A 24939-nucleotide genomic window follows, 5' to 3' on the forward strand; every position below is an offset into this window, starting at 1 on the left:
ATAGATTAATCCTTATGTAATGAAGATGTTTGAATTTGTTCTTTCCACTCACTTAAATACACTTTTTCCGCTGTGGGAAGTCCAACAGGTAATTGTGCAATCAATTCTAAACTATTTCCATCAGGGTCGTTAAAGTATACGGCTGCATGTGCTAATTCCGGAAAAACAATCGGTTCAATTGGTTCCATTCCAAAGTCTTTTCGTGCTGAAATTCCTTTTTGATTTAGCCAATGAATCGCATTTTCTAAATCATGTAAACTTACTTGAAAGGCGATATGTCGTAAAGAGGGGTGATAATTCACTTTGTATTCTGTGCCTTCCCAAAGGCCGAGCCAACTCTCATTTTCTTTAATCCAAAAGAAAGCAATATTATCTCCTCTTTTATATAATTTTAGCCCTAGTGATTCATAAAAAGGTATTGATACTTTTAAGTTGCGGACAGGTAAATGTGCTTCGTAAAGACCTCTAATCATTGTAATCCCCCTTAGTAAAAATGTTTCTTATTCCATAGTAAACAATATGTTGCTAGTTGAAATCGCAAATAAGAGGGATATAAATTCATACGAAAGTATGAAAAAAAACAGCTCATATTTGAGCTGTTTTTCTATAGTTTTTAGTTCATTTTTCAAGGATAGGATATATTAATATCCGTATCCGCCGCCACCCCAACAGCTACATCCGATGATGATTAGAAGGATGAATAGTACGATAAGCAAAGCAAATCCACCGCCGAAACCAGCGCAACTTCCACCATAACTCATATGTTTTCCTCCTTTTTAGTAAGTTAATCTATATGGTTCATGGACTACTATATACAGTATGTTTTTTGTATAGAAAACGAGCCAGTCTCATTTATAATTAGACAAATGCCTGTAGATTCATTAGAATTGCATGTTAGTGATTTGTAAATAAACCTTTACGTAATTCATAATTTAGGCATAAAAAATAAAAAATTGTAAAAAAAACCATTTTCTTATTTTTTTATGAGAGAATATGTACTATAATTTTACAAGTAATATTATGGGAAAAGGGAGTTTTAGTATAGAGATGGAGATGGGACAATTAAAAAATAAAATAGAAAACAAAAAGAAAGAGTTAATTCAACTTGTTGCGAGACACGGATTGGATCATGATAAAGTTTTGTTATTTAGTCGTGATTTAGATATACTTATTAATAAGTTTATGAACATAAAAGACAAAGTGCATAAATAAAAAATTTATATTTTTTTATATTAAGATGTTTCACAGAAAGGAGAGGACAGTAATTGGAACATTTACAGGAAGAATTGTATAAACAAATAAAAGAAGAAAAAGGTACAGTTACAATTTTCTTAAAGAGTGGCGTTAGAATAGTAGGAGAAGTTGTTGGAGTGGATAAATTTACAGTTTTAATCTTAGTGGATGGAAAACAACAGCTTATTTATAAGCAGGCTATATCAACAATAATGAAATAAGACACTCTTGTTGAGTGTCTTATTTCATTATTGCTTGCATGCCTCAACATCAATGCCGGCAGCAATTAACTTCTTTTCTCCATCTTCTTCAATAATTTTTTGTAATTTAGATAGGAAAGAATCAAAGTTTGTATGCTTTGCTACTTGGAATGTCATTTTATGTTCAATTGGTAGCCACGTATCAATATCAGCTTCGTTATGTTGGATTTTCACCTCAAGTTTATCGAGTGCATTAGCAACTTTTGCTTCGTACGTTTCTTTCGCTTCAAACTCCATCCATAAGTCATATAATTCCTCACCGAGAGAACCTGTTAATGTTTGTTTAATATTTAAAATAGCTTCTAGTTCAGTTTTTTGTTTTTGTAGCTGTAATTCGTGACTATTCATTGTATCAAATGCAGGGATATCACCAGCTTCGGCTTCGACTAGGTCGTGAATAATAACCATTTTAAGTAATTTCTCAATATTTACTTTTTGATCCAAATAAGGTTCAACTAAAATGGCCATTAGAGACATACGCCATGTATGTTCGGCAACACTTTCTTGACGTCCGTTGGAAAGCCAGCTATGTCGCATTTCATATTTTAGTTTTTCTGCTAATGCAATGACTTGTAAAATGTTGTGTTCCATCGTGATCCTCCTCATTTATTCATACCATAATTCTAATATAGAAATGAAATGTGTCAATTTTATGAGTATATTGCGATAAACAGATGATAAGCGTATAATACATGTTATATGTGAAAACGTATTATTAAAATAAAAAAATGTTATATAAAAATGGAAAGGAAAGGGCAGAAATATGGGAGAGAAAAATCAAGTATTAGCTAGACCACAAAGAAGAAAAAGGAAGTTTGATATTTCTAGCCCAGTGGGCATTATAGTAGGTTTCATTATAGTGATAGCGGCAATTATGCTTGGCGGCGGTGGAATAAAAGCTTTCAAAAACTTTTTAGATGTTTCATCTATTTTAATTGTCATAGGGGGAACAACAGCGACAATTGTTGTGGCATATCGATTTGGAGAAATAAAAAAATATACGAAAAGCATTTTTACTGTTTTACATAGAAGAGAAGAAGATTTAGAACAGTTAACGGATTTGTTTGTCGATTTTTCGAAAAAGTCTAAAAAGAACGGCTTGCTTTCTTTAGAGGTAGATGGAGAGCAAGTAGACAATCCTTTTATTCAAAAAGGAATTCGATTAATGTTAAGCGGTTACGATGAAGATGAATTAAAAGAAGTGTTATTGAAAGATATTGAAACGGAAGTGTATGAGTTAAGAAAAGGAGCAGCATTATTAGATAAAATTGGTGATTTTGCTCCAGCTTGGGGAATGATTGGTACGTTAATCGGTCTTATCATTATGCTCCAAAACTTACAAGATACATCGCAAATTGGTACAGGAATGGCAGTTGCGATGTTAACGACATTATATGGGTCTGTACTTGCGAATATGATTGCAATCCCTCTTGCGGAAAAAGTATATCGTGGTATTGAAGATTTATATACAGAGAAGAAGTTTGTAATAGAAGCAATTTCAGAATTGTATCGTGGACAAATCCCTTCTAAATTAAAGTTGAAACTGGATACATACGTATACGAAACAAAGGTAAAAAAGGTAAAAGGAGCAGCCTAATATTTCAAGGAGTGGTATGATGAGTAAAGGACCGCAAAAGGGATCGCCTCGTTGGATGACGACTTTTACAGATTTAACGATGTTATTATTAACTTTCTTTGTATTACTAGTTGCTACATCAAAGCAAGATGCAGTAAAATTGTCAAAGATGCTTGAAAAGTTTAGTGATACGGGGCAAGTAGATGCAAAAGTAATGGAAAATACAATACCGGATATTTCACATGAAAAAAATGATGAAAAAATGATTTCAAAAAAGAGAATGGATGAATTATATAAAAAGTTAAAAGCATATGTAGATAATAATGGTATTAGTCAAGTGAATGTATATCGAGAGGATACAGGGGTAAGCGTCGTTATAGTAGATAATTTAATATTTGATACAGGCGATGCGAACGTTAAGCCCGAAGCGAAAGGGATAATAAGTCAATTAGTTGGATTTTTTCAATCCGTACCTAACCCAATTGTTGTAGAGGGACATACAGATAGTAGACCTATTCATAACGAGAAATTCCCTTCTAATTGGGAGTTATCTTCAGCACGAGCGGCAAATATGATTCACCATTTAATTGAAGTGTATAATGTGGACGATAAAAGGCTAGCTGCGGTAGGATATGCAGACACAAAGCCAATTGTACCAAATGATTCACCGCAAAACTGGGAAAAAAACCGTCGCGTTGTTATTTATATAAAAGAGTAGTATATTATTATTTTAATAATAAAATAATAAAAACACGAAAATTCTTTTAAAAAAATATTAAATTTTATCATTTTATTTTGTATAATGAGTGAGAATGATAAGGTGAAATATTAAGATATATTTATACATAGAAGGAGAGAATTAAAAAGAATGGCACATAAAATTTTAGTAGTAGACGATGCGATGTTTATGCGAACGATGATTAAAAACTTATTAAAAAGTAATGCTGAATTTGAAGTTATTGGCGAAGCAGAGAATGGGGTAGAAGCAATTCAAAAGTATAAAGAACTTCAACCTGATATTGTAACATTAGATATTACTATGCCAGAAATGGACGGGCTTGAAGCATTAAAAGAAATTATTAAAATTGATTCAAGTGCAAAGGTTGTTATTTGTTCTGCAATGGGACAACAAGGTATGGTATTAGATGCAATTAAGGGCGGGGCAAAAGACTTTATTGTAAAGCCATTCCAAGCGGATCGTGTAATTGAAGCTTTAACAAAAGTAGCAAATAGTTAATATAGAAGGGGTGCCACAAGGAATCAAAACAGTGATAGCGGATCGACGTGTGGCCCCCTTTTTTCTCATTGTAAAACACTAAATTGTTATACATAAATGAAATGTTTGTTAGACAGGTAGGGGATAAAAATGCAAACAGATCTATTAAATATATTTTTCGAAGAGTCAGAAGAACATTTACAGTCGCTAAATGAAAATGTGCTAGTGTTAGAACAAAATCCTGCTGATATGGATGTTGTAGGAGAAATATTCCGATCCGCCCATACATTCAAAGGTATGTCTGCGAGCATGGAATTTACGGAAATGGCTGATTTAACGCATAAGATGGAAAATGTGTTAGATGAAATTCGTCATGGAAATATAGTTGTAAATGCGGATATTATTGATGTGATTTTTGAGTGCATTGATAATTTGGAGAAGATGGTTGCAGATGTGCAACAAGGTGGAATGGGCAATATTGATGTAGCCTCAACTAAACAGAAATTAGAAGCATTATTGAACGGCAATGTAGAAACTCCTACGGAACATATAGAGCAAAATCATATAGACACCGATGATGCAGTTTCGCATGAAGTGCATATAACAGTTGAACAGCAAGCAATTTTAAAAGCAGTACGTGCCATTATGTGTATTGAAGCATTGCAAAATGTAGGGAATATACAAAAAACAGCTCCGAGTATTGAAGAAATTGAAGCAGATGCTTTCGGATTTGAATTTACAGTATTTATGGATACGGATTGTAGTATAGAAGAGTTGAAACAAGTAGTACTTCATGTTTCTGAAATTGAGAAAGTGGAAGTAAAGCAAGGAGAACCGATATCGAAGGAAGTAGTTTCTAAAAAGGTCGTTACACAAGAAGTTGTGCAAGTAGAAGAAAAGCTACAACCTGCTGTGGTTACGCAAGTAAACTCACCGATAGAGGCAACGAATCAACCTTCAAGTACTATGCCAGCTAAAAGTACTACAAAAACGAAAAATGCTAAAGTGGAGAATCGTTCAATTCGTGTTCAATTAGAGAAAATCGAAAGATTAATGAATATGTTTGAAGAAAGTGTAATTGAACGTGGGCGCATTGATGAATTGGCTCAAACGATTCAAAACAAGGAGCTAATTGAACATTTAAATCGATTAGGCGATATTTCAAAAGATATTCAAAATGTACTATTAAATATGCGTATGGTGCCGATTGAAACTGTGTTCAATCGTTTCCCGCGTATGGTACGTATGTTAGCGAAAGATTTAGGGAAAAAAATCGATTTACAAATTACAGGTGAAGATACTGAAGTAGATAAAATTGTTATTGATGAAATCGGCGATCCGCTCGTTCATTTAATTCGAAATGCAATCGATCACGGTGTTGAAACTGTTGAAAAACGACGTGATGCAGGTAAAAATGAGACAGGTACGATTAAATTAGAAGCCTTTCATAGTGGAAATCATGTCGTTATTCAAATTATGGATGATGGAAACGGTATTAATAAAGGAAAAGTATTAGAAAAAGCGATTAAAAATGGCGTTGTAACTGAAGCGGATGCGAATAGATTAACAGATCGTGAAGTGTTTGATCTTATTTTCCAACCGGGATTTAGTACAGCTGAAGTTGTATCAGATCTTTCTGGACGCGGTGTCGGATTAGATGTTGTAAAACATACGATTCATAGTTTAGGTGGACATTTAATTATTGATTCTGAGGAAGGAAAGGGGAGTACATTTAGAATTGAACTTCCATTAACGTTATCTATTATTCAATCTATGCTTGTTCAAACGAATGATAAGCGTTATGCTTTACCTCTTGGAAATATCGTTGAAGCAATTCGAATTAAGAGAGAAGACATCCAATCCTTACAAGGAAAAGATGTATTAAATTATCGTAATCAAATTATTGAAGTGAAACATTTAAGTACTGTATTTGGTGAAAAAACAGTAGATGAGGCGTTTGCGTCATATGATGGTCAAATGGTTCCTGTGTTAATTGTTCGTAACACACATCGCAGCTATGGACTTATTGTAAACACAATTATCGGTCAAAGAGAAATAGTCTTAAAGTCATTAGGTGACTTCTTTGCAGAGAGTTCTAACTATTTCTCTGGTGCGACGATTCTCGGTGATGGACGAGTGGTCCTCATTTTAAACCCAGAAGGTTTATAATAGGAATGAAGGAAAGCTCCCCACTTGTATACAATTGGGGAGCTTTTTGGCTAATCGTTACGAATCTAATAATGGGATACATACATAGTAACGTTTTATACTAATGAGTTTGCTAAAATAAAATAAGAGTTTATATTATTTGATAGAAAAACAGAAATGAGGAGGCAGGGAAAATGCCTGAGCAACACACAAAAGGGGATACGAGCACGATTGTGCTAGAAAAAGAAAATGAGCATTTAACGCCCCAAGAATGCGATATTCTTGGCGAAATTGCAAATATATCATTTGGTTCAGCTTCGACTGTATTATCAACAATTTTAAATAGGCAAGTAAGCATTACTGCTCCTCGTATAGAGTTGGTAGATTTATATGATTCAAGAGATGTCGAAGTTCCACATGTTGTATTAAACATTCATTTTACAAAAGGATTAGATATGGAAAACCTTCTTGTCCTTAAGCAAGATGTTGCATTGTCCATTGCTGATTTAATGATGATGGGAACAGGTGAAGTGGAGGACGGAAAAGAACTTGGTGAATTAGAGCTAAGTGCTGTACAAGAAGCGATGAATCAAATGATGGGATTCGCAGCTACATCTATGTCGGAATTCTTCCAAGATACAGTAGATATGTCTCCGCCGACGATTAAAGTTGTAAAGTTATCAGAAGAAATGGAGAAAATCTCTGAAATCGATGGGAATCATACGATTGTTAAAGTATCGTTTGATTTAAAGATAGATAATCTTGTAAACTCTAAACTTGTACAAATTGTTTCAGTTGAGCATGCGAAACAAATGGTAAATAAATTAATGCAATTATCTGGTGGAGTAGAAGAAACAGACGAACCAGCAGAAGTAGTGGAAACTGAGATTGTAGAAGAAGTTGAAAAAGAGCATTTAACACAAGAAGAGAAAGATGTTCTTGGTGAAATTGCAAATATTTCAATTGGTTCCGCTTCAACAGTATTATCAACGCTTTTAAATCAGCCAGTTACAATTAGTACACCAAATGTGGAAGCAATCAATGTTCGTCATTATGATGGAGTACCAGTACCATTTGTTATTTTAAATGTCGACTTTGTTGAAGGGCTAAAGAATGAGAATGTATTCGTATTTACGAAAGATGTCGCCTTAACAATGGTAGATTTAATGATGATGGGAACAGGGGAAGTTGACCCAGAAAAAGAGCTTACTGAATTAGAACTGAGCGGTATTAAAGAAATTATGAACCAAATGATGGGTCATGCTGCTACGGCGATGTCAGAAATGTTTCAAGAAAAAATGGACATGACGCCGCCAAATGTTAAATTTGTAACGTTAAAAGAAGAAATGGAATATTTGGGAGAGTCAATGGAAGTGGACGAACTCGTTCAAATTACGTTCAATCTTGAAATTGGCGATTTGCTTCAATCGAAGATGTATCAAATTTTGCCAATTTCCGAAGCGAAAGAAATGGTAAGGCGACTTCTGTATCCGATGGTGGAAGAAGAAGAGATTGCCACAGAAGAAATTGAAGAAGAAAAAATTGTAGAACCAGTTGTGCAACCTATTGAATTTAAAGAAGTAAAACAAATGGAACCAGTATATATGGACACGTCCATTCTACAAAATGTAGAAATGAACGTGAAATTTGTATTTGGAAGTACAGTGAAAACGATTCAAGATATATTAAGTTTACAAGAAAATGAAGCAGTTGTACTAGATGAGGATATTGATGAACCGATTCGTATTTATGTAAATGATGTATTAGTGGCGTATGGTGAACTTGTAAATGTAGATGGATTTTTCGGAGTAAAAGTGACGAAATCACTATAAGGCATTGAAATAGGAGTTTGAACTAGTAGATGAAAAACGTAAAGTTTTTTCTAATGAGTTGGCTATGCATACATGTGTGCTTGTTCTTCCCCTTGCAAAGTCAGGCTGAGGAACAAATTGAGCCAGATCAAAAAATAAATGAAGTGAATGTACAAGAAGAAAATAAGGAATCTCAAAAATCTTCAGAGCAAGTGGAAACGAAACAAGATGAAGAGAAACAAAAAGAAGCAGAACAAGCAGAACAAGAAGTAGAACAAGAAGTAGAACAAGAAGTAGAACAACAAGAAGTAGTAAATAAACAATTGAATGAAAGAAAGATAGAAACAGAACAGGGAATTATTACAGTAAATAAGCCGGAGCTTAAAGTTGGCGAAGAAGTGCGAATTGCTGTAGAACCAAATGGGGAAAACATTCAAAGCATGAAAGGTATATTGCAGTTACAAAAAAATGGCGAGCAATATGCGCAAGAAAGAATACTATCTTTTGAGTATGATGAAGAAACGAAGAGCTGGGTTGCTAACTATAAAGCAGGGGATTTTGATTTGCAAGGTGATTGGAATCTTCAGCTCGTTCAAAGTTACAAAGAGAATGAGAAAGAAGAGATCGTAAAAAATGAAGTGAAAGTCCCGCTCATTCGTATTAAAAATGAAACGCCAACTATAGATAAAGAATTGCCAAAGTTACAGAAAGTTACTATTGATGAAGTAAAAGAGAACTTAGTTGAACGAAAACAGGGAGATTCTATACATATACGAGTAAAAGCGTCAGATATAGAATCGGTTGTAAAAGAAGTGCGCGTTACATTAAAAGGGAAAGAAAATAAAGAGCTTTCGTTTTTATTAGACTACAACAAGCATGATATGGATTGGCAAAAAGTATTTGAAATAACAGAAGCATTGCCGGCTGGGCCATACGAATTACTTGTAGAGATAATAGATGCAGCAGGTAATAAACTTGTTGAAGAAAGTGAATATACCATTTCTGTTTTGGCGCCAAAAAACGAAGATGATAAAAAGATAGAAGAGAAAGAGAAAGAGAAAGAAGATAAATTAGATAATAAACTAGAAAATGAATTAGAAGATAAGAAAGAAAATGAGAAGCAAAAAGATTTGAAAATCAAAAACCTGCTTCCAGAAGAAAAATTGCCAGTTGTTCAAATTCCGAAGCAAGATGAGAAAGTAAATAAGTTTATAAAAGAACCGTTGAAAGAGAAAGAGGAATTTACTTACGTTATAAAAGAGCCGTTCGAAGACAACAAGGAAGTACATAAGGCGAAGGACCAAAAAGAGAAAAATAACAAACAGGTTGTCTCTAAAAAGAAAGAACAAAAAGAAGAAACGAAAGACAAGGAAGAAGAAAAAGGTGAACAGGGAGTACAAGCTTCGGATGTATTTACTATCATGTCAGGTTTGTTCGTACTGTTTTTAGTTTTAAAGAGTAATAAAGAATGGGGCTAATTATTTCATAGTAGTGGAGGCGCTTAAATGGAGATTAAACGTACGACAATTGAAGATAAGACGCTACAACCATTAAAACAGCCTGCAGCTATTTCGGAACATGAAATCCAGAAAGAACGAAAGCGTAGCAATTTAGTGTTTACTGGACAGTCTAAAATTATTTCGAAAAATAATGAAATAGGTATTTTACTTGCAAGTTTAAGTGATGGAAAGATTATGAAGGAAATGCTTTCTAAAGAGATGGATACAGTGTTACAACTTTTTAAAAAGTTACATACATTATCTCAAGAAGGAAAGCAATCAGAAAAAGTATTTGAACAAGTAATTAGAAGCCTGCAAGGACTTATTAAGCAGGCGCATATAAAAGAACTTCCTTTGTTAGATGGAACATATGATTTCGCTGAAGTACAACTATCATTTGGTAGAAAAGTACATATTCCTTTACTAGATGTAAGTGCACTTATCTCTAGAGTGGAAAGTGATTCTTCAGAAGGAAATATAAATTTGATGGTAACGGTTATTACTGCTTATATAACGAAATTGTCTAACGAAACGATTTTAATTAGCGTTACAGACCGCATTGCTAAAGATCGGGATGTAAGTGTATGGAGAGCGCTTGCGGAAATGAACATGACACAATTATCACAGGCATTGAAACAAACAATGCAAGAACATAAATGGTCTATGACGTTTCTTTTTCTCTTCATATGGATTGTCGGTATTATTTTAATTCGAGTTATGTAAAAAGGTCGTCACTCCATTGTGACGACCTCTTTTATATTTTTTCGTAGAAGAATGTATCAAATCGCTGAAGATTGTAACGTTCGGGTGTTAAAATTTGTTCCGTACTACCAACAAATAGTACACCGCCTTTTCGTAAAGAACGACTAAATTTTTCGTAAAGTTTTACTCTTGCTTCTTCTGTGAAATATATCATTACATTACGACAAATAATCAAATCATAATTTGTATCGAATGACTGCATTAAAAGGTCATGTTGTTTAAACGAGACGTTTTGTTTAATGTTTTGATGCAATGAATATAGATCATTCTCTTTTGTGAAATGACGTTCTTTCAAATCAGTAGGTAATTCCTTTAACGAACGTTCTGTATATTGAGCGCGTTTTGCGGTTTCTAAAATATGAAAATCAAGATCTGTTGCTTGAATTTCAAAACGAAATGGAGCTAGATGCTTTGATAAAATTAAAGAGAGTGTATATGGTTCTTCACCAGCAGCGCAAGCGGCACTCCATACCTTTAATTTTCCGCTATTTTGTTCGAGTAATTTTGGTAGTGCTTTCGACTCTAAAGTTTGCCATCGTTCTTTATTTCTAAAAAACTCTGAAACGTTAATTGTAATATAGTCAATAAAATTTAAAAATAAATTTTGATCAGCGCGTAATTTGTTTAAAAAATTAGTGTAGTTTTCGAAGCCTTTTCTCGAAATGAAAGCATCGATTCTACGGCGCATTCTATCTTGTTTATATGAAGCGATGTCCATATTGAATTGTTGTTTAAAACTCGCGATAAAATGATCATAATCTTGTTCAATTATCATATTTACAATGGGCACAATAATGATATTGTGCCTCCCCCTTTACATCATACGAATTTTTTGTTCAAAGCTTTTTTTCATTTGCTTTTCATGTAATCCTGGTAAATCATAAATGACAGCATCAATACCTGCTTCTTTTGCAACATCGACAGGGATGACAGATGTATGTTTGTCACCATTATAAAAACAGAGAACTAAATCAGTGTCTTCAATAATTTGTTTAACAAAAAACATATAATCTGATCGGTAAATGGAGTCAGAAGGATGATCAAAAGCAACATATTCGGCTCCGTGTTTTTTTAAGTAATCAACGACTTCTTGAAATTCATCTGTTATTGCTTGCAATGGTTGCAGCGTGTAAAGGCATAAATTTTGAGCGAGTCTTTCATTCTCAACGAAAAAACGAAGAACCTCATTTTCAATAGATTTATAACATAATATGTAAATTTTATGTTTGTGAGCATAGTCAGCTAAAAATTTTTTGATTTCTTCTTGATCTAATGCTGTTAATTGATTTGAACCACAAAGGAAAATATTCATAGAATTGTGCCACCTCATGCTAAATTGTAACATATCTTTTATAAAAAATAACTGCAAAATATTACTGTTCAGAGTATAATTATAAATAACTGGATTTTACGATTAAGTTTAGGAAGAAATAAAAAAATAAATAGGTGATATATATGCTACGTTCTATCTCGCATAATCCAATTTTATCGCATATACCGCCTGCTACTCAAATGCCGAAAGAAGCAAATGTCAGAACAGGACTTGCATTTTCGGATAATTTGCATGCAGATCCGAAAAAAGATAAATTACTAGAACAAATGGAAGCGTTTGTCGATAATATTGGAGAAATTAAAGAGAAAATTGAAATGGAATTAACGCTTGATAATGTAATGGAATACAAAAATACAGTAAAATCATTTTTGAATTTTTACGTGGATAATGTATTGCAGTATAAAGATGTCATGTCTCGTCACCCGCGTTACGGATATTCACAGAAAATGACGATTGTGAAACAGGCAGAAATGGGATTGAATGAATTAGAAGATGTTATGAATTTAATTAATACGAAAACAGGACATTTAGAAATGTTAAATCAAATTGGAGAAATCCATGGTTTAATTGTGAATTTAGTCTTGTAAAAGGAAGGAAGCTATATGTACATACAATTATATGAAAAACTCGTTATTATTCAAAAAGCGTATGAAAATATTCAAGCGCTTGGAGAGCAAATATATGAGAATTTAAAAAATAAAAATGTAAATGCAGTTCAAAAATTGCAAGTAGAGCAATTGCAGTACATTGATGGTTTAAAAGGGTTATCAAGCTCATTAGAAGAAATGGTTGTTCAGTTCTGTAAAGAACAAGGGGTTGAATCATTTCGTGTAAGTGCGTTATTTTCGTATTTTTCTCAAGAAGAAATTGAAAAAATGGAAGAATTACAAAAAAACGTAACTGAATTAGAAGAGAATGTAAAAATGCTTCTTTTGAAAAATCAATATTACTTAAACGTACTATTAAAAACTACAGAAAGTATTGTGGATTCTGTTTCTGAATATAACTTAGAGCGAAACAATAATTCGCAAATCTTTATGAACGAACTATTGTAAAGGAGAAGTGAAGCTTTATGAGATTATCTGATTATAATACACCGCTATCGGGCATGTTAGCGGCTCAAATGGGGTTACAAACAACGAAACAAAACTTGTCTAACATTCATACACCGGGTTATGTTCGTCAAATGGTGAATTACGGATCTGTTGGAGCAAGCAATGGTCATACGCCAGAACAGAGAATTGGTTACGGTGTACAAACGCTAGGTGTTGACCGTATTACTGATGAGGTTAAGACGAAGCAGTTTAATGATCAATTATCTCAGCTCTCTTACTATAACTACATGAATTCAACTTTATCACGTGTAGAGTCTATGGTTGGAACGACAGGGAAGAATTCATTATCTAGTTTAATGGACGGTTTCTTTAATGCCTTTCGTGAAGTAGCAAAAAATCCAGAGCAACCAAACTACTATGATACATTAATTTCTGAAACTGGGAAGTTCACAAGTCAAGTGAATCGTCTTGCGAAAAACTTAGATACAGTGGAAGCACAGACAGCAGAAGATATTGAAGCGCATGTTAATGAATTTAATCGTCTTGCTGCTAGTTTAGCAGAAGCGAATCATAAAATTGGACAAGCGGGTACACAAGTGCCGAATCAACTTTTAGACGAACGAGATCGCATCGTTACAGAGATGTCTAAGTATGCAAACATCGAAGTATCTTATGAATCTATGAATCCTAATATTGCGAGTGTTAGAATGAATGGTATTTTAACAGTAAATGGACAAGATACATATCCACTTCAATTAAATAAAGAAAAAGACCCAATGTCAGTTGAGATTTACGGTTCAGAAATCTCTGTAACTAGCGGAGCGATAAAATCAGCGATTGATACGAAAGCAAAGATTGTTGATTATAAAAAAAATCTCGAAGATTTAATGAGTTCAGTGAAAAATCAAGTGAATACAGTGATGGGAAAAGATTTCTTCGTTGGAGATTATGCGAAAGATATGAAGTTAAATCCAGAATTCCAAAAAGATGTTTCGAAAATGAAAATGTCTGCTGAAACAGCAAATAAATTAGCAGCAGTTACAGATGGAGATTATAAAGAAGGTCTTTCTTATAAACAAGCATTAGACCAATTTATAGTTCGTGTTGCATCTGATAAAAGTGCAGTGAATGGTTATCAAAAAATTCATGGCGACTTACTAGAAGGTATTCAGCAAGAAAAAATGAGCGTTGAAGGTGTAAATATGGAAGAGGAAATGGTAAATTTAATGGCCTTCCAAAAATATTTCGTCGCAAACTCTAAAGCTATTACTACGATGAATGAAGTGTTTGATAGTCTATTTTCGATTATTCGATAAGTGATAATAATTGATTGGAAATATATAAGGAGGAGATAGAAATGAGAGTATCTACATTTCAAAATGCAAACTGGGCAAAGAATCAGTTAATGGATTTGAGTGTGCAACAACAATACCATAGAAACCAAGTAACTTCAGGGAAGAAAAATCTTCTTATGAGTGAAGATCCACTTGCAGCGAGTAAATCATTTGCGATTCAACATTCATTGGCAAGTATGGAGCAAATGCAAAAGGATATAGCGGATTCGAAAAATGTATTAACACAAACTGAAAATACTTTACAAGGTGTTTTGAAATCTTTGACGAGGGCAGATCAATTAACAGTACAGGCATTAAATGAGCCAAATGGTGAAAAAGAATTGAAAGCCATCGGTGCAGAGATTGATCAAATTTTAAAACAAGTTGTATATTTAGCGAATACGAAAGAGCAAGGTCGTTATATTTTTGGTGGTGATAGTGCAGAGAAGCCACCATTTACAGAAGATGGTACATACCAGGGCGGAAAAAATGATGTGAACTGGCAACTAAATGACGGTTATGAATTCAAGGCGTTCCGTAACGGAGAAACATTATTATCCCCGGTTATAAAAACGTTAAAACAGATGAGCGAAGCGATGCAAAAAGGTGACCAAAAAGCATTACAACCGTTATTAGGAGAAAATAAGAAAAACTTAGATGGAATCATTAATCGTACGACTGAAGTTGGTTCAACAATGAACACAATGGAGACATTTAAAACAATTTTAAGCGAGCAAAACTTAGCGCTTCAAGAAAACCGTAAAGAAATTGAGGATGTCGATTTAGCGGTCGCGATTTCTGACTTGGCATATATAAATGCAACGTATGAAGCGACGCTTAAAGCGGTTAGTACGATGAGTAAAACAAGTATTTTAGACTACATGTAATCTATAAGGAGTGAGAAAAATGGCAGGAACAACGATGACAGGTATTGGTGGTAGACAACAAATTTGGAACCTCGGAAATAATATGATCGATACTTCTAACCTAGTAGAATTAGAGATGCAAGCGTTAGATATGAGGAAAACACCGTATACTACTGAGAAGCAAAAACTTACGCAAGATAAACAAGTATATGCAAGTTTAAAGACACAATTTACTCCTTTTACTCAAGTGTTTAAAGATTTAGCAGCTTTTAAAGGGAATGAGAAAAAAGTAACGACAACACAAGACGGCTACATTAATGTGAAAGCTGATGGTGGGGCGATTGCAGGAACTTTTAATATGACTATTACACAGCTTGCGCAGCGTCATCAAATAGCTTCAAATGACATTAAAGATATAAATGCGAAGCTTCCTAAAGATGAAACATTAAAGCTAGGCGGTAAAGAATTAAAAGTAACAACTGATATGACATATAAAGATTTAATTAATAAGATTAATGATGGAGATTATGGTGTATCAGCTTATACACTTGGAAATAAGATTTTCATGACCTCGAAAAAAGAGGGAACAGATGGACAGATTAAGTTTGAGGGGAACACATCTACACTATTTCAAGATATTGGTTTAGCTAATGCGGATGGCCTAGCGCTTAATACAATCAATGAAGCACAAAATGCTAAATATAGTATTAATGGTATTGAAGCTGAAAGTTTTACTAATACAATTGAGGCTCTTCCGGGCGTGAAAATTGAATTATTAAAAGTAACTGAGCCGAAAGTAGAAGGGACACCAGATGCAGGTACAACAACAGATCCAAAAACAAAAGGTGTAGAATTAAAATTTACGGTAAGTGATTCCAATGTAACAGACACAGCCAATATTATTAAAAAGATGGTAGCAGAGTATAATAAAGCAGTTTCTACAGTTGACCTTTTTGCTGGGAAAGATGGAGTTTTCCAAGGGCAGGTAATTATGCAAAGCGTACGTCAAGCAATGAACAATGTCGTAACATTTTCTCAAGATGGTAATTATTTATTCACATTCGGTATTCAATTAAAGCAAGATGGAACGATGGAAGTTAATGATGAAAAATTAACACAAGCATTAAAAGAAAAACCTGATGCAGCGAAGCAATTTTTCTTTAGTTCTAACGGTTTAGGAAAAATGATGGAAGAACCACTTGATAAAATATTCGGTGATAAAGGTGTAGTTGGAGAACGTGTAAAAAATATTGATTCACGTGTAAGTGATTTAGATAAAAAGATTAAAGATATTGAAACGCAAAACCTGCAAAAACAAGATGAAATTGTGAAGAAGTATCAAAAGCTAGAGAGTACATTGGCGGCGCTTGATAGCCAACTAAAAACAATTAAAGCAATGACAAAACAAAAAAGTGATGATTAATGAAAGTTGAGGAAGTGATCGTATGCAAGCATGGCAACGTTATATGCAAAATGATATTATGACGAGTAATCCGATTAAAAATACAATTTTTATTTATGAAAGATGTATTGTAGAGTTTCGTAATTTAGAAGAACTTTTACATACTTTTAAACTACAAGAAGGGGACGCACTTCTTGAAAAATTAGAACGTATTTTTGAAGAACTAAAGCTTCAATTAAATCCTGAGATTACGAAAGATTTATATGATAGTCTCTATGGTTTATATGATTGGATTAGCATTCAAATTCAAACGATGAAAGTAACGCGTGAGGCGAAAGATATTGATGCAATTGTGAAAGTGTTACAAGATTTAATAGACGGTTACCGCGGAGCACTTGAAAATGAACAATGATATTTATCGGACGTTTGTCAGCTGTTTTAATGAAATCGGTGAATTGCAAGTGTCAGACAGGGAGTTTGCTGAGAAGAGTGAGATGTTAAATCGCTGGATGATGACATTGGATGAAGAAACGCGTGCGCAAGTTGCGGCGGAGGTAAGCCCATTCATTATTAAGGCAGCTCAACATATTCGAGATAAGCAAAAGATTTTGGAAGAAATGATTATGACAAATGATGGGCGAATGAAGGCTAATTCATTTTACGGTAAATATTAATAATAACGTTTGGAAACAGATTCCCCTTTTAAAAGGGGGTCTATTCCTTCGTTTACATAAAGAACTCCGCTGATTGAGGTTTCATTTTATGACTGTGATGAAAAAATAATAGTAATCTAAATAATAGAAAAATGGACTTTAGTTTATAGTTTATATATTGAAATGTTCTATAGATTACTATGTGTATACAGTTTTTTGCATTCTTTTTTTATATTTTTGTATTTTTCTAAAGACAACAATGAAAAAATGGAATAAAATATGTAAGGGTACATAATAGTAAATATTTTAATAAACGCATATAAGAAAATAAATAATGAAGTGAAACTTCTATCAGTGGATCATTACGTTAGAAAAGGAAGGGTGTGGAATATGCCAGATTTAGTGAGTGATGTAAGCCATTATATGAATTATTTAGTGACGAAACGAAATACTGTTTCTAGTAATATTGCAAATGCGAATACACCTGGCTATAAAGCACAAGATGTAACATTTGCTGAGCAGATGAATAAAAGTAGTGCATTATATAAAAACAATGCGGCTGATTTAAAGAGTAATCCAGATTTATATCAAACGAATGAAAGGCACTTGCCGACAGTAAATACGAAAAATACATATGCAAAGATTCAAACAAAATCAATGCAAACGAATAAAGACGGAAATAGTGTGGATGTAACGACAGAAATGCTAGATTTAATGAAAGCAAATCAGTTATACGGTATTTCAATTAACGCAATTAATACACAATATGCAATTAACCAAGCGGCACGCGGACGTTAAAAGTAGAAGGAGAGACAACGGATGTTTCAGGCAATTAATGCAAGTGGCTCAGGACTAACGACAGCGAGAAAGTGGATGGAAGTTACTTCTAACAATATTGTAAATGCAAATACGACGGCGGCTCCGGGGGCAGATTTATATGAGCGTCGTAGTGTGGTGCTAGAATCAAATAATAGTTTTGCAAGTATGCTAGATGGGGCTCCTACTAACGGAGTAAAAATAAAAAGTATAGAAGCAGACAAAACGGAAAATTTAGTGTATGATCCGACGCATCCGCACGCAAATGAAGAAGGATATGTACGTTATCCCAATATTGATGTAACTGCTGAAATGACGAATGTAATGGTTGCTCAAAAAATGTATGAAGCGAATACGAGTGTATTAAATGCGAATAAAAAAATGCTTGATAAAGATTTAGAAATCGGCCGAGGATAAGGGGGAAGATAGTAATATGAAAATTCAACCAATGTTACATACACAACCATTTGGAGCAATTCAGTCAATTGGTGCACCGAAAACTGCTCAAACATCTGTAGTTGAGGGGAAAAAGTTTATTGATTTATTGGAAGATATGAATCAAACGCAAAACAATGCACAAACAGCAGTATATGATTTATTAACTAAAGGGGTAGGAGAAACACATGACGTTTTAATTCAGCAAAAGAAAGCTGAATCTCAAATGAAAACGGCTGCTCTCGTACGTGATAATCTTATTGAAAATTATAAGTCACTAATTAATATGCAAATTTAGGAAAGTGGACGGGTGTGTTTAAATGGAAAAGATGAAAAATGTTATCCAATCGTTAAAAACGTGGCATAAGTTAGTAATTGGTGCTGCGCTTTTAGCGATTGTAACAGGAGCACTTTTATACTTCACCTTGCCAGATAAATATGTTGTTGTATATCAAAATTTAAATGATGCAGATAAACAAGAGATTACAGCAGAATTATCGAAGTTAGGTGTCGATTACCAATTAGCGGCCGATGGTTCAATTCGTGTGCAAAAGAATGATGCTCCATGGGTTCGAAAAGAAATGAATGGGATGGGCTTACCGTTTAATTCGAAAAGCGGTGAGGAAATTTTATTAGAAAGCTCTCTCGGTTCAAGTGAACAAGATAAAAAAATGAAGCAAATTGTCGGTACGAAGAAGCAATTGGAGCAAGATATTGTAAGAAACTTTGCGACAGTTGAAACGGCAAATGTTCAAATTACATTGCCTGAAAAAGAGACAATTTTTGATGAAGAAAAAGCAAAAGGAACAGCGGCGATTACAGTTGGAGTGAAACGTGGCCAATTGTTAACAGCTGATCAAGTTGCAGGTATACAGCAAATGATTAGTGCAGCAGTTCCTGGTGTGAAGGCAGAAGAAGTAAGTGTTATTGATAGTAAAAAAGGTGTTATCTCAAAAGGAGCAGATGAAGCACATTCTAGTAGTTCCTCTTCTTACGAGAAAGAAGTAGAGATGCAGCACCAACTTGAAGGTAAATTAAAGCAAGATATTGATGCAACGTTAATGACGATGTTTAAACCGAATGAATATAAAGTGAATACGAAAGTATCTGTAAACTACGATGAAGTTACACGTCAGTCAGAAAAGTATGGTGATAAAGGTGTACTTCGTAGTAAACAAGAGCAAGAGGAAAGCTCTACTGCGCAAGAAGGGGCAGATACGAAGCAAGGTGCTGGTATTACAGCTAACGGTGAAGTGCCAAATTACGGTACGAACAATAATCAAAATGGTAAAGTTGTCTATGATAATAAAAATGGTAACAAAATCGAAAACTATGAAATAGATAAAACAGTTGAAACAATTAAGAAACACCCAGAATTAACGAAAACGAATGTTGTTGTATGGGTAGATAATGATACGCTAGTAAAACGTAGAATTGATATGACAACTTTTAAAGAAGCGATTGGAACAGCGGCAGGACTTCAAGCTGATCCGAACGGTAACTTTATAAATGGTCAAGTTAACGTTGTAACTGTTCAGTTCGATCAGCCGAAAGCTGAAAAAGAGAAAGAGCCAGAAAAAAGTGGTATGAACTGGTGGTTATTCGGTGGAATTACAGCTGGCTTATTAGCAATCGGTGGTCTAGTATGGTTCTTATTAGCAAGACGTAAGAGAAAGAAAGAAGAAGAGGAATATGAAGAATACTTAGCAGAAGAGGAAATTGCTGCAAGTAATGAAAGTATCTTGGAAATTCCTGAAGAAAAAATAGTGCCAGAGCCAAAACCTGAACCAGAAGAACCGAAAGAACCTACGTTAGATGAACAAGTGCAGGATGCTACGAAAGAACATGTAGAAGGTACTGCAAAAGTAATTAAAAAATGGTTAAATGGACAGTAAGGGAGGAACAACGATGTTAGATGAAATCTCCTCCAAAGAAAAAGCTGCCATCCTCATTCGTACATTAGACGAAGGGGTGGCAGCAAAAGTCATTGAATATATGACAGCTGAGGAAAAAGAAGTATTACTTCGTGAAATCGCAAAGTTTCGTGTATACAAACCAGAAACGTTAGAAAATGTACTAGGAGAGTTCTTATATGAACTAAATGTAAAAGAATTGAACTTAGTCACTCCAGATAAAGAATACATTCGTCGCATATTTAAAAACATGCCAGAAGACGAACTAGAAAAATTATTGGAAGATCTTTGGTATAACAAAGATAATCCGTTTGAGTTCTTAAATTCACTTACAGATTTAGAGCCACTTCTTACAGTGCTTAATGATGAGTCACCACAAACAATTGCAATTATCGCTTCTTATATTAAACCGCAACTTGCGTCTCAATTAATTGAGAGATTGCCAGATCATAAGCGCGTTGAAACGGTAATGGGTATAGCGAAACTAGAACAAGTTGATGGTGAATTAATTAATCAAATTGGTGAGTTGTTAAAATCGAAATTAAATAATATGGCATTTAGTGCAATTAATAAAACTGATGGCTTGAAAACAATCGTAAATATTTTAAATAATGTTTCACGAGGTGTTGAAAAAACAGTCTTTCAAAAGCTGGATGAAGTCGATTATGAGTTATCTGAGAAAATTAAAGAAAATATGTTTGTCTTTGAAGACTTACTTGGTCTTGAAGATCTTGCGCTTCGCCGGGTATTAGAAGAAATTACAGATAACGGTGTTCTTGCGAAAGCACTTAAAATTGCAAAAGAAGAAATTAAAGAGAAATTATTTACATGTATGTCTTCAAACCGTAAAGAGATGATTCTAGAAGAATTAGATGGCTTAGGACCGCTTAAGATGACGGATGCTGAAAAAGCGCAGCAAACGATCACTGGTACAGTGAAAAAGCTAGAGAAAGAAGGAAGAATTATCGTTCAAAGAGGTGAAGAGGATGTCCTTATTTAAAAACAGAATTCCGAAGAATTCTGTTTCTTTTTCTGAAGAAACGTATGAATTACAATTTCCAAAACCAGCTTCAGTTCAAATAGAAGAGGAAGAATTACAAGCTGATCATGCAGAACTTCGCGCCCAGCAAGAATCGTTACATATGGAAATGAATCAGCTAAGGCAAGAAAAGCAAATGCTAGAACGAGAGCGGCAGCAGTTATTACAAGATAAAGAACAATTTCAAATGCATATTCATGAGCAAATGGAACAGATGGAAGCAGCGCGTGTGCAATTTCAAAAAGAACAACAAGAAACAGCATATGAATGGACAGAGTTATTATGGTATCAATCTTTTCATCTAGCAGAAAAAATCGTGAATCAAGCGGTAGATTCACGATTGCTTGATGTGTTACCTATTTTAACTGGCATCGTGCAAACATTGCCAACTTCGTTTGAAAAATTAATCATTACAGTACATCCAGAAACGTTTGAACGTATTCAAGAAGAGAAGGAAAATACGAAAGAATATTGGTTACTACAATTAGTAGAATGGAAATATGATTTCTCCCTGCAGTTTGGTGAATTTGTTCTGGAAGAAGAGAAAGAGTTCTTTGAATTTAAATTTGCACCTATATTTGCGAAACTTCGTCAGAAATGGGAAGAAGAGAAGTTATTTGAGGAGCAAAATGTATGAGCCGCCTGTTAATGAATGAGAACGAAAAATGGAATAAGTTCATTGAAACACCGCTGTATACGAAAGTAGGCAAAGTTCATAGTGTACAAGAACAGTTTTTCGTAGCAAAAGGGCCGAAAGCGAAGATTGGTGATGTTTGCTTCGTTGGAGAACATAACGTCTTATGTGAAGTGATTGCCATTGAAAAGGAAAATAATATGCTACTTCCATTTGAACAGACAGAAAAAGTATGTTATGGAGATTCAGTGACATTAGTTTCAGAAGATGTTGTTGTACCACGTGGTAATCACTTGCTCGGAAAAGTGTTAAGTGCAAATGGTGAAGTGTTAAATGAGGAAGCTGAAAACATTCCATTACAGAAAATAAAACTAGATGCACCACCTATACATGCATTTGAACGTGAAGAGATTACCGATGTATTTGAAACAGGAATAAAATCAATTGATTCTATGCTAACAATTGGTATCGGTCAAAAGATTGGTATTTTTGCTGGGTCAGGTGTTGGTAAATCAACTTTACTTGGAATGATAGCAAAAAATGCAAAAGCTGATATAAACGTTATTAGTTTAGTAGGGGAACGTGGCCGGGAAGTAAAAGACTTTATTCGAAAAGAGTTAGGCGAGGAAGGTATGCGAAAAAGCGTCGTTGTTGTAGCGACGTCAGATGAAAGTCATCTTATGCAACTTCGTGCAGCGAAACTCGCAACGTCTATTGCTGAATACTTCCGTGATCAAGGTAATAACGTATTACTTATGATGGACTCTGTTACTCGTTTTGCCGATGCACGAAGAAGTGTTGATATTGCTGTTAAAGAGTTACCGATTGGTGGTAAAACACTGTTAATGGAAAGTTATATGAAGAAGTTGTTAGAGCGTTCCGGAAAAACACAAAAGGGATCTATAACAGGTATTTATACGGTGCTTGTTGATGGGGACGATTTAAATGGTCCTGTACCAGATTTAGCACGTGGTATTTTAGATGGACATATCGTATTAAAGCGTGAGCTTGCAACGCTTAGTCATTATCCTGCAATTTCAGTATTAGATTCAGTAAGTAGGATTATGGAAGAAATTGTTTCGCCACATCATTGGCAACTTGCAAATGAAATGAGAAAGATTTTATCAATTTATAAAGAAAATGAATTGTATTTTAAGCTAGGAACGATTCAAGAAAATGAAGAAAATGCTTATATTTTTGAATGTAAAAATAAAGTAGAAGGCATAAATACATTTTTAAAGCAAGGTCGATCGGATAGTTTCCAATTTGATGATATCGTTGAAGCGATACAGCATATAGTATAAGGCCTCTGCATAAGAGGTCTTATTTTTTTTGTTTTTTAATATTTCACAGATTTTTTTGGAAAAAAACTATATAATAGAAAAAGAGAACGTTATAATAGAAAGGGGTTATGAAAACAGGTGGATAAACAGCAGTACGACACAATAAAATTGCAAATAAATCAAGAAAAAGAACATATTTTAAAAGAAGTGTATGAATTAACAGCTGAAAAAAGAAAAATAGAACAAAAAAAAGAATATGATTTATATGTTGTGAAATCGCGTAGTAAAGTCGTACAAACTGGGCAACGTATTATGGCTGGTATGCTTTCTTCACATACGTTTTCACCTGAAAGAATAGAAGAATGGAATCGGAAAATTAAAAAAACGGAAGGTTTTATTCAAAAAAATGAAAGTCTTTTAGAGCAAGTAAAAGAAAAAGAACGTGTCATTGATGAGATGTATCAAGAAGATTGCAAAAAGCTTGCGAAAGCACAAGAAAAGCTGGAAGAAAAAATGCTTCTGGATTTGAAAATGTGTATGAATGGATGAGGTGAATGTAGTGATACAGTCTGTATTACCGGTGCAACAAAGTTTACCTCCGCAAAAAGAAAAAGGGCTAGAAGTACAATCAAAAAATGAAGATTCTTCATTCGATCGTACGATGAGAATGGAAAATAAAAAACAGCCGCAAACGGAGAAAACGAAACGAGAAGAAGCACCAAAAGAAGAGAGAAAAGATTATATTCTTTCTAAAAAATCGGTAACGGAAGAAGAACCTATTGTAAAGAAAGAAGAAAAAAAAGAGACAGAACAGTTGTTATTAGCTGTATCTGAGCAAATGGTTGCAATTGAGCAATTACATGTGCAGCCGGAATTGTTATATCAATACATACAAAAAATACAAGAGCTATATAAAGAATATGGCAATATTAAACTTAATGAATTACCTGCAGCTGAATTACAACAATTACAAGAACTTCTTTCAAATATGAATATCAAAAATGCTATATGTTTAGAAGATACAATGCAAATGGTATTAGACAAAATGAAGATGCCAGAGCAAGCGATGCAAGCATTGAAGGCTGTAGAAACAGAAACTTGTAATATTGCAAAGAAACAAGAAGAGTTTAAAGACGTAGATCTTCCGAAAGCTGAGAGCGATGATGCAAAGATAGAGTTGCCAGAAGTTGATACATTAAACGATTCGAGCTCTGCAGGTGCAGAATTATTAAATAAAACGACGAGTACCGAACAAGTAGGGAAATCAAATAGTGGTGCTGAGAAAGTTTCATTACCTGACTTAGGAAAGAAAATGGAAGCGCAAGTAGAAGCGTTGCAAAAATTTGTAGTGAAACAAGAACGTGTTTTATTCCAGTTAAATCCAGAAAAACTTGGTACATTAACAGTGTTTATGAAAAAACACGGAGATCAAATTGACGTTCACGTAGAAATGGAAAAACACGATGCGAAAAAACGTGTTGAAATCATTTTTGATGAATTGAGATTAAAGTTAAAAGAAAAAGAAATCAATATTCAAATTAGCTATTCAGATAAAGATGAAAATCGCAAAGAACAGCGAGAACAAGACCAAAGGCAAAAACAGAAATTAGCAAATACAAATCATGAAAAACAACAATCAACAGAATTTGCGGGATTATTGGAGGAATAAAG

30 protein-coding genes are annotated in these 24939 nt (G+C 34.1%); 25 read left to right on the forward strand and 5 right to left on the reverse strand.

Annotated elements, in window-relative coordinates:
- Window positions 1–5 precede the first annotated feature (5 nt).
- Window positions 6–473: a VOC family protein gene (locus ACTFRY_RS12500; RefSeq protein WP_000617953.1), complete on the reverse strand. Its 468-nt coding sequence runs from the start codon at window positions 471–473 to the stop codon at window positions 6–8.
- Window positions 474–641: 168 nt separating this feature from the next.
- Window positions 642–761, reverse strand: a complete 120-nt coding sequence (locus ACTFRY_RS12505) for a YjcZ family sporulation protein (protein WP_000120179.1) — start codon at window positions 759–761, stop codon at window positions 642–644.
- A 232-nt stretch (window positions 762–993) separates the two neighbouring features.
- Here ACTFRY_RS12505 and ACTFRY_RS12510 point away from each other — a divergent pair, with 232 nt between their 5' ends.
- Both ACTFRY_RS12510 and hfq read left to right on the forward strand, forming a co-directional pair.
- On the forward strand, window positions 994–1212 hold the full coding sequence (locus ACTFRY_RS12510) for an aspartyl-phosphate phosphatase Spo0E family protein (RefSeq protein WP_000291688.1): 219 nt from the start codon (window positions 994–996) through the stop codon (window positions 1210–1212).
- A gap of 53 nt (window positions 1213–1265) precedes the next feature.
- The gene (hfq, locus tag ACTFRY_RS12515) at window positions 1266–1454 is read left to right on the forward strand and encodes an RNA chaperone Hfq (RefSeq protein ID WP_000400665.1); all 189 of its coding nucleotides are present in this window, start codon (window positions 1266–1268) and stop codon (window positions 1452–1454) included.
- Between the two features lie 27 nt (window positions 1455–1481).
- Here hfq and ACTFRY_RS12520 read toward each other — a convergent pair whose 3' ends face one another.
- Window positions 1482–2084, reverse strand: coding sequence for an HD domain-containing protein (locus ACTFRY_RS12520; RefSeq protein WP_098616258.1), 603 nt, complete (start codon window positions 2082–2084; stop codon window positions 1482–1484).
- A gap of 172 nt (window positions 2085–2256) precedes the next feature.
- Between ACTFRY_RS12520 and ACTFRY_RS12525 the strand changes: the two genes are divergently transcribed.
- The 7 genes from ACTFRY_RS12525 (at window position 2257) to ACTFRY_RS12555 (ending at window position 10466) form a co-directional block, all read left to right on the forward strand.
- Window positions 2257–3090, forward strand: coding sequence for a flagellar motor protein MotP (locus ACTFRY_RS12525; protein ID WP_000504192.1), 834 nt, complete (start codon window positions 2257–2259; stop codon window positions 3088–3090).
- Between the two features lie 19 nt (window positions 3091–3109).
- Complete coding sequence (locus ACTFRY_RS12530) at window positions 3110–3787, forward strand: OmpA family protein (protein ID WP_000033627.1); 678 nt, start codon at window positions 3110–3112, stop codon at window positions 3785–3787.
- 150 nt (window positions 3788–3937) lie between these two features.
- Window positions 3938–4306 carry a response regulator gene (locus ACTFRY_RS12535; protein ID WP_000940568.1) on the forward strand — a complete coding sequence of 123 codons (369 nt, stop codon included), beginning with the start codon at window positions 3938–3940 and terminating at the stop codon, window positions 4304–4306.
- A 129-nt stretch (window positions 4307–4435) separates the two neighbouring features.
- Entirely contained in the window at window positions 4436–6454 is a 2019-nt protein-coding gene (locus ACTFRY_RS12540; RefSeq protein WP_098616257.1) for a chemotaxis protein CheA, read from the forward strand.
- Window positions 6455–6627: 173 nt separating this feature from the next.
- Window positions 6628–8265 carry a flagellar motor switch protein gene (locus ACTFRY_RS12545; RefSeq protein ID WP_001115014.1) on the forward strand — a complete coding sequence of 546 codons (1638 nt, stop codon included), beginning with the start codon at window positions 6628–6630 and terminating at the stop codon, window positions 8263–8265.
- Window positions 8266–8294: 29 nt separating this feature from the next.
- Window positions 8295–9722, forward strand: a complete 1428-nt coding sequence (locus ACTFRY_RS12550; protein ID WP_440032349.1) for a transglycosylase — start codon at window positions 8295–8297, stop codon at window positions 9720–9722.
- A 27-nt stretch (window positions 9723–9749) separates the two neighbouring features.
- A complete protein-coding gene (locus tag ACTFRY_RS12555; RefSeq protein WP_000403967.1) occupies window positions 9750–10466 on the forward strand; it encodes a hypothetical protein in 717 nt (238 codons plus the stop codon).
- A 31-nt stretch (window positions 10467–10497) separates the two neighbouring features.
- Here the strand turns inward: ACTFRY_RS12555 and ACTFRY_RS12560 are convergent, their stop codons facing one another.
- Together ACTFRY_RS12560 and ACTFRY_RS12565 are read right to left on the reverse strand one after the other, a co-directional pair.
- Complete coding sequence (locus ACTFRY_RS12560) at window positions 10498–11280, reverse strand: CheR family methyltransferase (RefSeq protein ID WP_000582873.1); 783 nt, start codon at window positions 11278–11280, stop codon at window positions 10498–10500.
- A gap of 39 nt (window positions 11281–11319) precedes the next feature.
- Window positions 11320–11817, reverse strand: a complete 498-nt coding sequence (locus tag ACTFRY_RS12565) for a hypothetical protein (protein ID WP_016117518.1) — start codon at window positions 11815–11817, stop codon at window positions 11320–11322.
- A 143-nt stretch (window positions 11818–11960) separates the two neighbouring features.
- Here ACTFRY_RS12565 and ACTFRY_RS12570 point away from each other — a divergent pair, with 143 nt between their 5' ends.
- The 16 genes from ACTFRY_RS12570 to ACTFRY_RS12645 all read left to right on the forward strand — a co-directional run bounded on the left by ACTFRY_RS12570 (window position 11961) and on the right by ACTFRY_RS12645 (window position 24937).
- The gene (locus ACTFRY_RS12570) at window positions 11961–12425 is read left to right on the forward strand and encodes a YaaR family protein (protein WP_000946323.1); all 465 of its coding nucleotides are present in this window, start codon (window positions 11961–11963) and stop codon (window positions 12423–12425) included.
- Between the two features lie 15 nt (window positions 12426–12440).
- Window positions 12441–12893 carry a hypothetical protein gene (locus tag ACTFRY_RS12575; protein ID WP_000275885.1) on the forward strand — a complete coding sequence of 151 codons (453 nt, stop codon included), beginning with the start codon at window positions 12441–12443 and terminating at the stop codon, window positions 12891–12893.
- Between the two features lie 17 nt (window positions 12894–12910).
- On the forward strand, window positions 12911–14209 hold the full coding sequence (gene flgK / locus ACTFRY_RS12580; protein ID WP_001239714.1) for a flagellar hook-associated protein FlgK: 1299 nt from the start codon (window positions 12911–12913) through the stop codon (window positions 14207–14209).
- A 41-nt stretch (window positions 14210–14250) separates the two neighbouring features.
- Window positions 14251–15114, forward strand: a complete 864-nt coding sequence (locus ACTFRY_RS12585) for a flagellar hook-associated protein 3 (RefSeq protein ID WP_098616255.1) — start codon at window positions 14251–14253, stop codon at window positions 15112–15114.
- Between the two features lie 19 nt (window positions 15115–15133).
- Entirely contained in the window at window positions 15134–16516 is a 1383-nt protein-coding gene (locus tag ACTFRY_RS12590; protein ID WP_069604189.1) for a flagellar hook-associated protein 2, read from the forward strand.
- 22 nt (window positions 16517–16538) lie between these two features.
- Window positions 16539–16907 carry a flagellar export chaperone FliS gene (locus tag ACTFRY_RS12595; RefSeq protein ID WP_001149516.1) on the forward strand — a complete coding sequence of 123 codons (369 nt, stop codon included), beginning with the start codon at window positions 16539–16541 and terminating at the stop codon, window positions 16905–16907.
- Window positions 16897–17169, forward strand: coding sequence for a hypothetical protein (locus ACTFRY_RS12600; protein ID WP_001058088.1), 273 nt, complete (start codon window positions 16897–16899; stop codon window positions 17167–17169). The genes ACTFRY_RS12595 and ACTFRY_RS12600 overlap by 11 nt, the downstream gene beginning before the upstream one ends.
- 318 nt (window positions 17170–17487) lie before the next feature.
- Window positions 17488–17946 (forward strand): flagellar basal body rod protein FlgB, encoded by a 459-nt coding sequence (flgB, locus tag ACTFRY_RS12605; RefSeq protein ID WP_440032350.1) that lies wholly within the window; start codon window positions 17488–17490, stop codon window positions 17944–17946.
- 21 nt (window positions 17947–17967) lie between these two features.
- Complete coding sequence (gene flgC / locus ACTFRY_RS12610) at window positions 17968–18381, forward strand: flagellar basal body rod protein FlgC (RefSeq protein WP_000484680.1); 414 nt, start codon at window positions 17968–17970, stop codon at window positions 18379–18381.
- 16 nt (window positions 18382–18397) lie between these two features.
- A complete protein-coding gene (gene fliE, locus ACTFRY_RS12615; RefSeq protein WP_098529091.1) occupies window positions 18398–18697 on the forward strand; it encodes a flagellar hook-basal body complex protein FliE in 300 nt (99 codons plus the stop codon).
- A 22-nt stretch (window positions 18698–18719) separates the two neighbouring features.
- Window positions 18720–20294, forward strand: a complete 1575-nt coding sequence (locus ACTFRY_RS12620) for a flagellar M-ring protein FliF C-terminal domain-containing protein (RefSeq protein ID WP_053514213.1) — start codon at window positions 18720–18722, stop codon at window positions 20292–20294.
- Between the two features lie 13 nt (window positions 20295–20307).
- The gene (gene fliG / locus ACTFRY_RS12625) at window positions 20308–21312 is read left to right on the forward strand and encodes a flagellar motor switch protein FliG (RefSeq protein ID WP_069604192.1); all 1005 of its coding nucleotides are present in this window, start codon (window positions 20308–20310) and stop codon (window positions 21310–21312) included.
- Complete coding sequence (locus tag ACTFRY_RS12630) at window positions 21299–21988, forward strand: FliH/SctL family protein (protein WP_069604193.1); 690 nt, start codon at window positions 21299–21301, stop codon at window positions 21986–21988. The genes fliG and ACTFRY_RS12630 overlap by 14 nt, the downstream gene beginning before the upstream one ends.
- Window positions 21985–23289 carry a flagellar protein export ATPase FliI gene (gene fliI / locus ACTFRY_RS12635; RefSeq protein WP_000088693.1) on the forward strand — a complete coding sequence of 435 codons (1305 nt, stop codon included), beginning with the start codon at window positions 21985–21987 and terminating at the stop codon, window positions 23287–23289. Before ACTFRY_RS12630 ends, fliI begins: the two co-directional genes overlap by 4 nt.
- Window positions 23290–23406: 117 nt before the next feature.
- Entirely contained in the window at window positions 23407–23817 is a 411-nt protein-coding gene (locus ACTFRY_RS12640; protein ID WP_000360855.1) for a hypothetical protein, read from the forward strand.
- A gap of 10 nt (window positions 23818–23827) precedes the next feature.
- Window positions 23828–24937: a flagellar hook-length control protein FliK gene (locus ACTFRY_RS12645; RefSeq protein WP_136986058.1), complete on the forward strand. Its 1110-nt coding sequence runs from the start codon at window positions 23828–23830 to the stop codon at window positions 24935–24937.
- Window positions 24938–24939 lie beyond the last annotated feature (2 nt).

It is taken from the genome of Bacillus cereus group sp. MYBK195-1 (assembly GCF_051916605.1).
Taxonomy (GTDB): Bacteria; Bacillota; Bacilli; order Bacillales; family Bacillaceae_G; genus Bacillus_A; species Bacillus_A cereus.

Coding starts and splice junctions, on each gene's coding strand:
- ACTFRY_RS12500 (WP_000617953.1), bottom strand. CDS start 473: ATGATTAGAGGTCTTTACGAAGCACATTTACCTGTCCGCAACTTAAAA.
- ACTFRY_RS12505 (WP_000120179.1), bottom strand. CDS start 761: ATGAGTTATGGTGGAAGTTGCGCTGGTTTCGGCGGTGGATTTGCTTTG.
- ACTFRY_RS12510 (WP_000291688.1), top strand. CDS start 994: ATGTACTATAATTTTACAAGTAATATTATGGGAAAAGGGAGTTTTAGT.
- ACTFRY_RS12520 (WP_098616258.1), bottom strand. CDS start 2,084: ATGGAACACAACATTTTACAAGTCATTGCATTAGCAGAAAAACTAAAA.
- ACTFRY_RS12525 (WP_000504192.1), top strand. CDS start 2,257: ATGGGAGAGAAAAATCAAGTATTAGCTAGACCACAAAGAAGAAAAAGG.
- ACTFRY_RS12530 (WP_000033627.1), top strand. CDS start 3,110: ATGAGTAAAGGACCGCAAAAGGGATCGCCTCGTTGGATGACGACTTTT.
- ACTFRY_RS12535 (WP_000940568.1), top strand. CDS start 3,938: ATGGCACATAAAATTTTAGTAGTAGACGATGCGATGTTTATGCGAACG.
- ACTFRY_RS12540 (WP_098616257.1), top strand. CDS start 4,436: ATGCAAACAGATCTATTAAATATATTTTTCGAAGAGTCAGAAGAACAT.
- ACTFRY_RS12545 (WP_001115014.1), top strand. CDS start 6,628: ATGCCTGAGCAACACACAAAAGGGGATACGAGCACGATTGTGCTAGAA.
- ACTFRY_RS12550 (WP_440032349.1), top strand. CDS start 8,295: ATGAAAAACGTAAAGTTTTTTCTAATGAGTTGGCTATGCATACATGTG.
- ACTFRY_RS12555 (WP_000403967.1), top strand. CDS start 9,750: ATGGAGATTAAACGTACGACAATTGAAGATAAGACGCTACAACCATTA.
- ACTFRY_RS12560 (WP_000582873.1), bottom strand. CDS start 11,280: ATGATAATTGAACAAGATTATGATCATTTTATCGCGAGTTTTAAACAA.
- ACTFRY_RS12565 (WP_016117518.1), bottom strand. CDS start 11,817: ATGAATATTTTCCTTTGTGGTTCAAATCAATTAACAGCATTAGATCAA.
- ACTFRY_RS12570 (WP_000946323.1), top strand. CDS start 11,961: ATGCTACGTTCTATCTCGCATAATCCAATTTTATCGCATATACCGCCT.
- ACTFRY_RS12575 (WP_000275885.1), top strand. CDS start 12,441: ATGTACATACAATTATATGAAAAACTCGTTATTATTCAAAAAGCGTAT.
- flgK (WP_001239714.1), top strand. CDS start 12,911: ATGAGATTATCTGATTATAATACACCGCTATCGGGCATGTTAGCGGCT.
- ACTFRY_RS12585 (WP_098616255.1), top strand. CDS start 14,251: ATGAGAGTATCTACATTTCAAAATGCAAACTGGGCAAAGAATCAGTTA.
- ACTFRY_RS12590 (WP_069604189.1), top strand. CDS start 15,134: ATGGCAGGAACAACGATGACAGGTATTGGTGGTAGACAACAAATTTGG.
- ACTFRY_RS12595 (WP_001149516.1), top strand. CDS start 16,539: ATGCAAGCATGGCAACGTTATATGCAAAATGATATTATGACGAGTAAT.
- ACTFRY_RS12600 (WP_001058088.1), top strand. CDS start 16,897: ATGAACAATGATATTTATCGGACGTTTGTCAGCTGTTTTAATGAAATC.
- flgC (WP_000484680.1), top strand. CDS start 17,968: ATGTTTCAGGCAATTAATGCAAGTGGCTCAGGACTAACGACAGCGAGA.
- fliE (WP_098529091.1), top strand. CDS start 18,398: ATGAAAATTCAACCAATGTTACATACACAACCATTTGGAGCAATTCAG.
- ACTFRY_RS12620 (WP_053514213.1), top strand. CDS start 18,720: ATGGAAAAGATGAAAAATGTTATCCAATCGTTAAAAACGTGGCATAAG.
- fliG (WP_069604192.1), top strand. CDS start 20,308: ATGTTAGATGAAATCTCCTCCAAAGAAAAAGCTGCCATCCTCATTCGT.
- ACTFRY_RS12630 (WP_069604193.1), top strand. CDS start 21,299: ATGTCCTTATTTAAAAACAGAATTCCGAAGAATTCTGTTTCTTTTTCT.
- fliI (WP_000088693.1), top strand. CDS start 21,985: ATGAGCCGCCTGTTAATGAATGAGAACGAAAAATGGAATAAGTTCATT.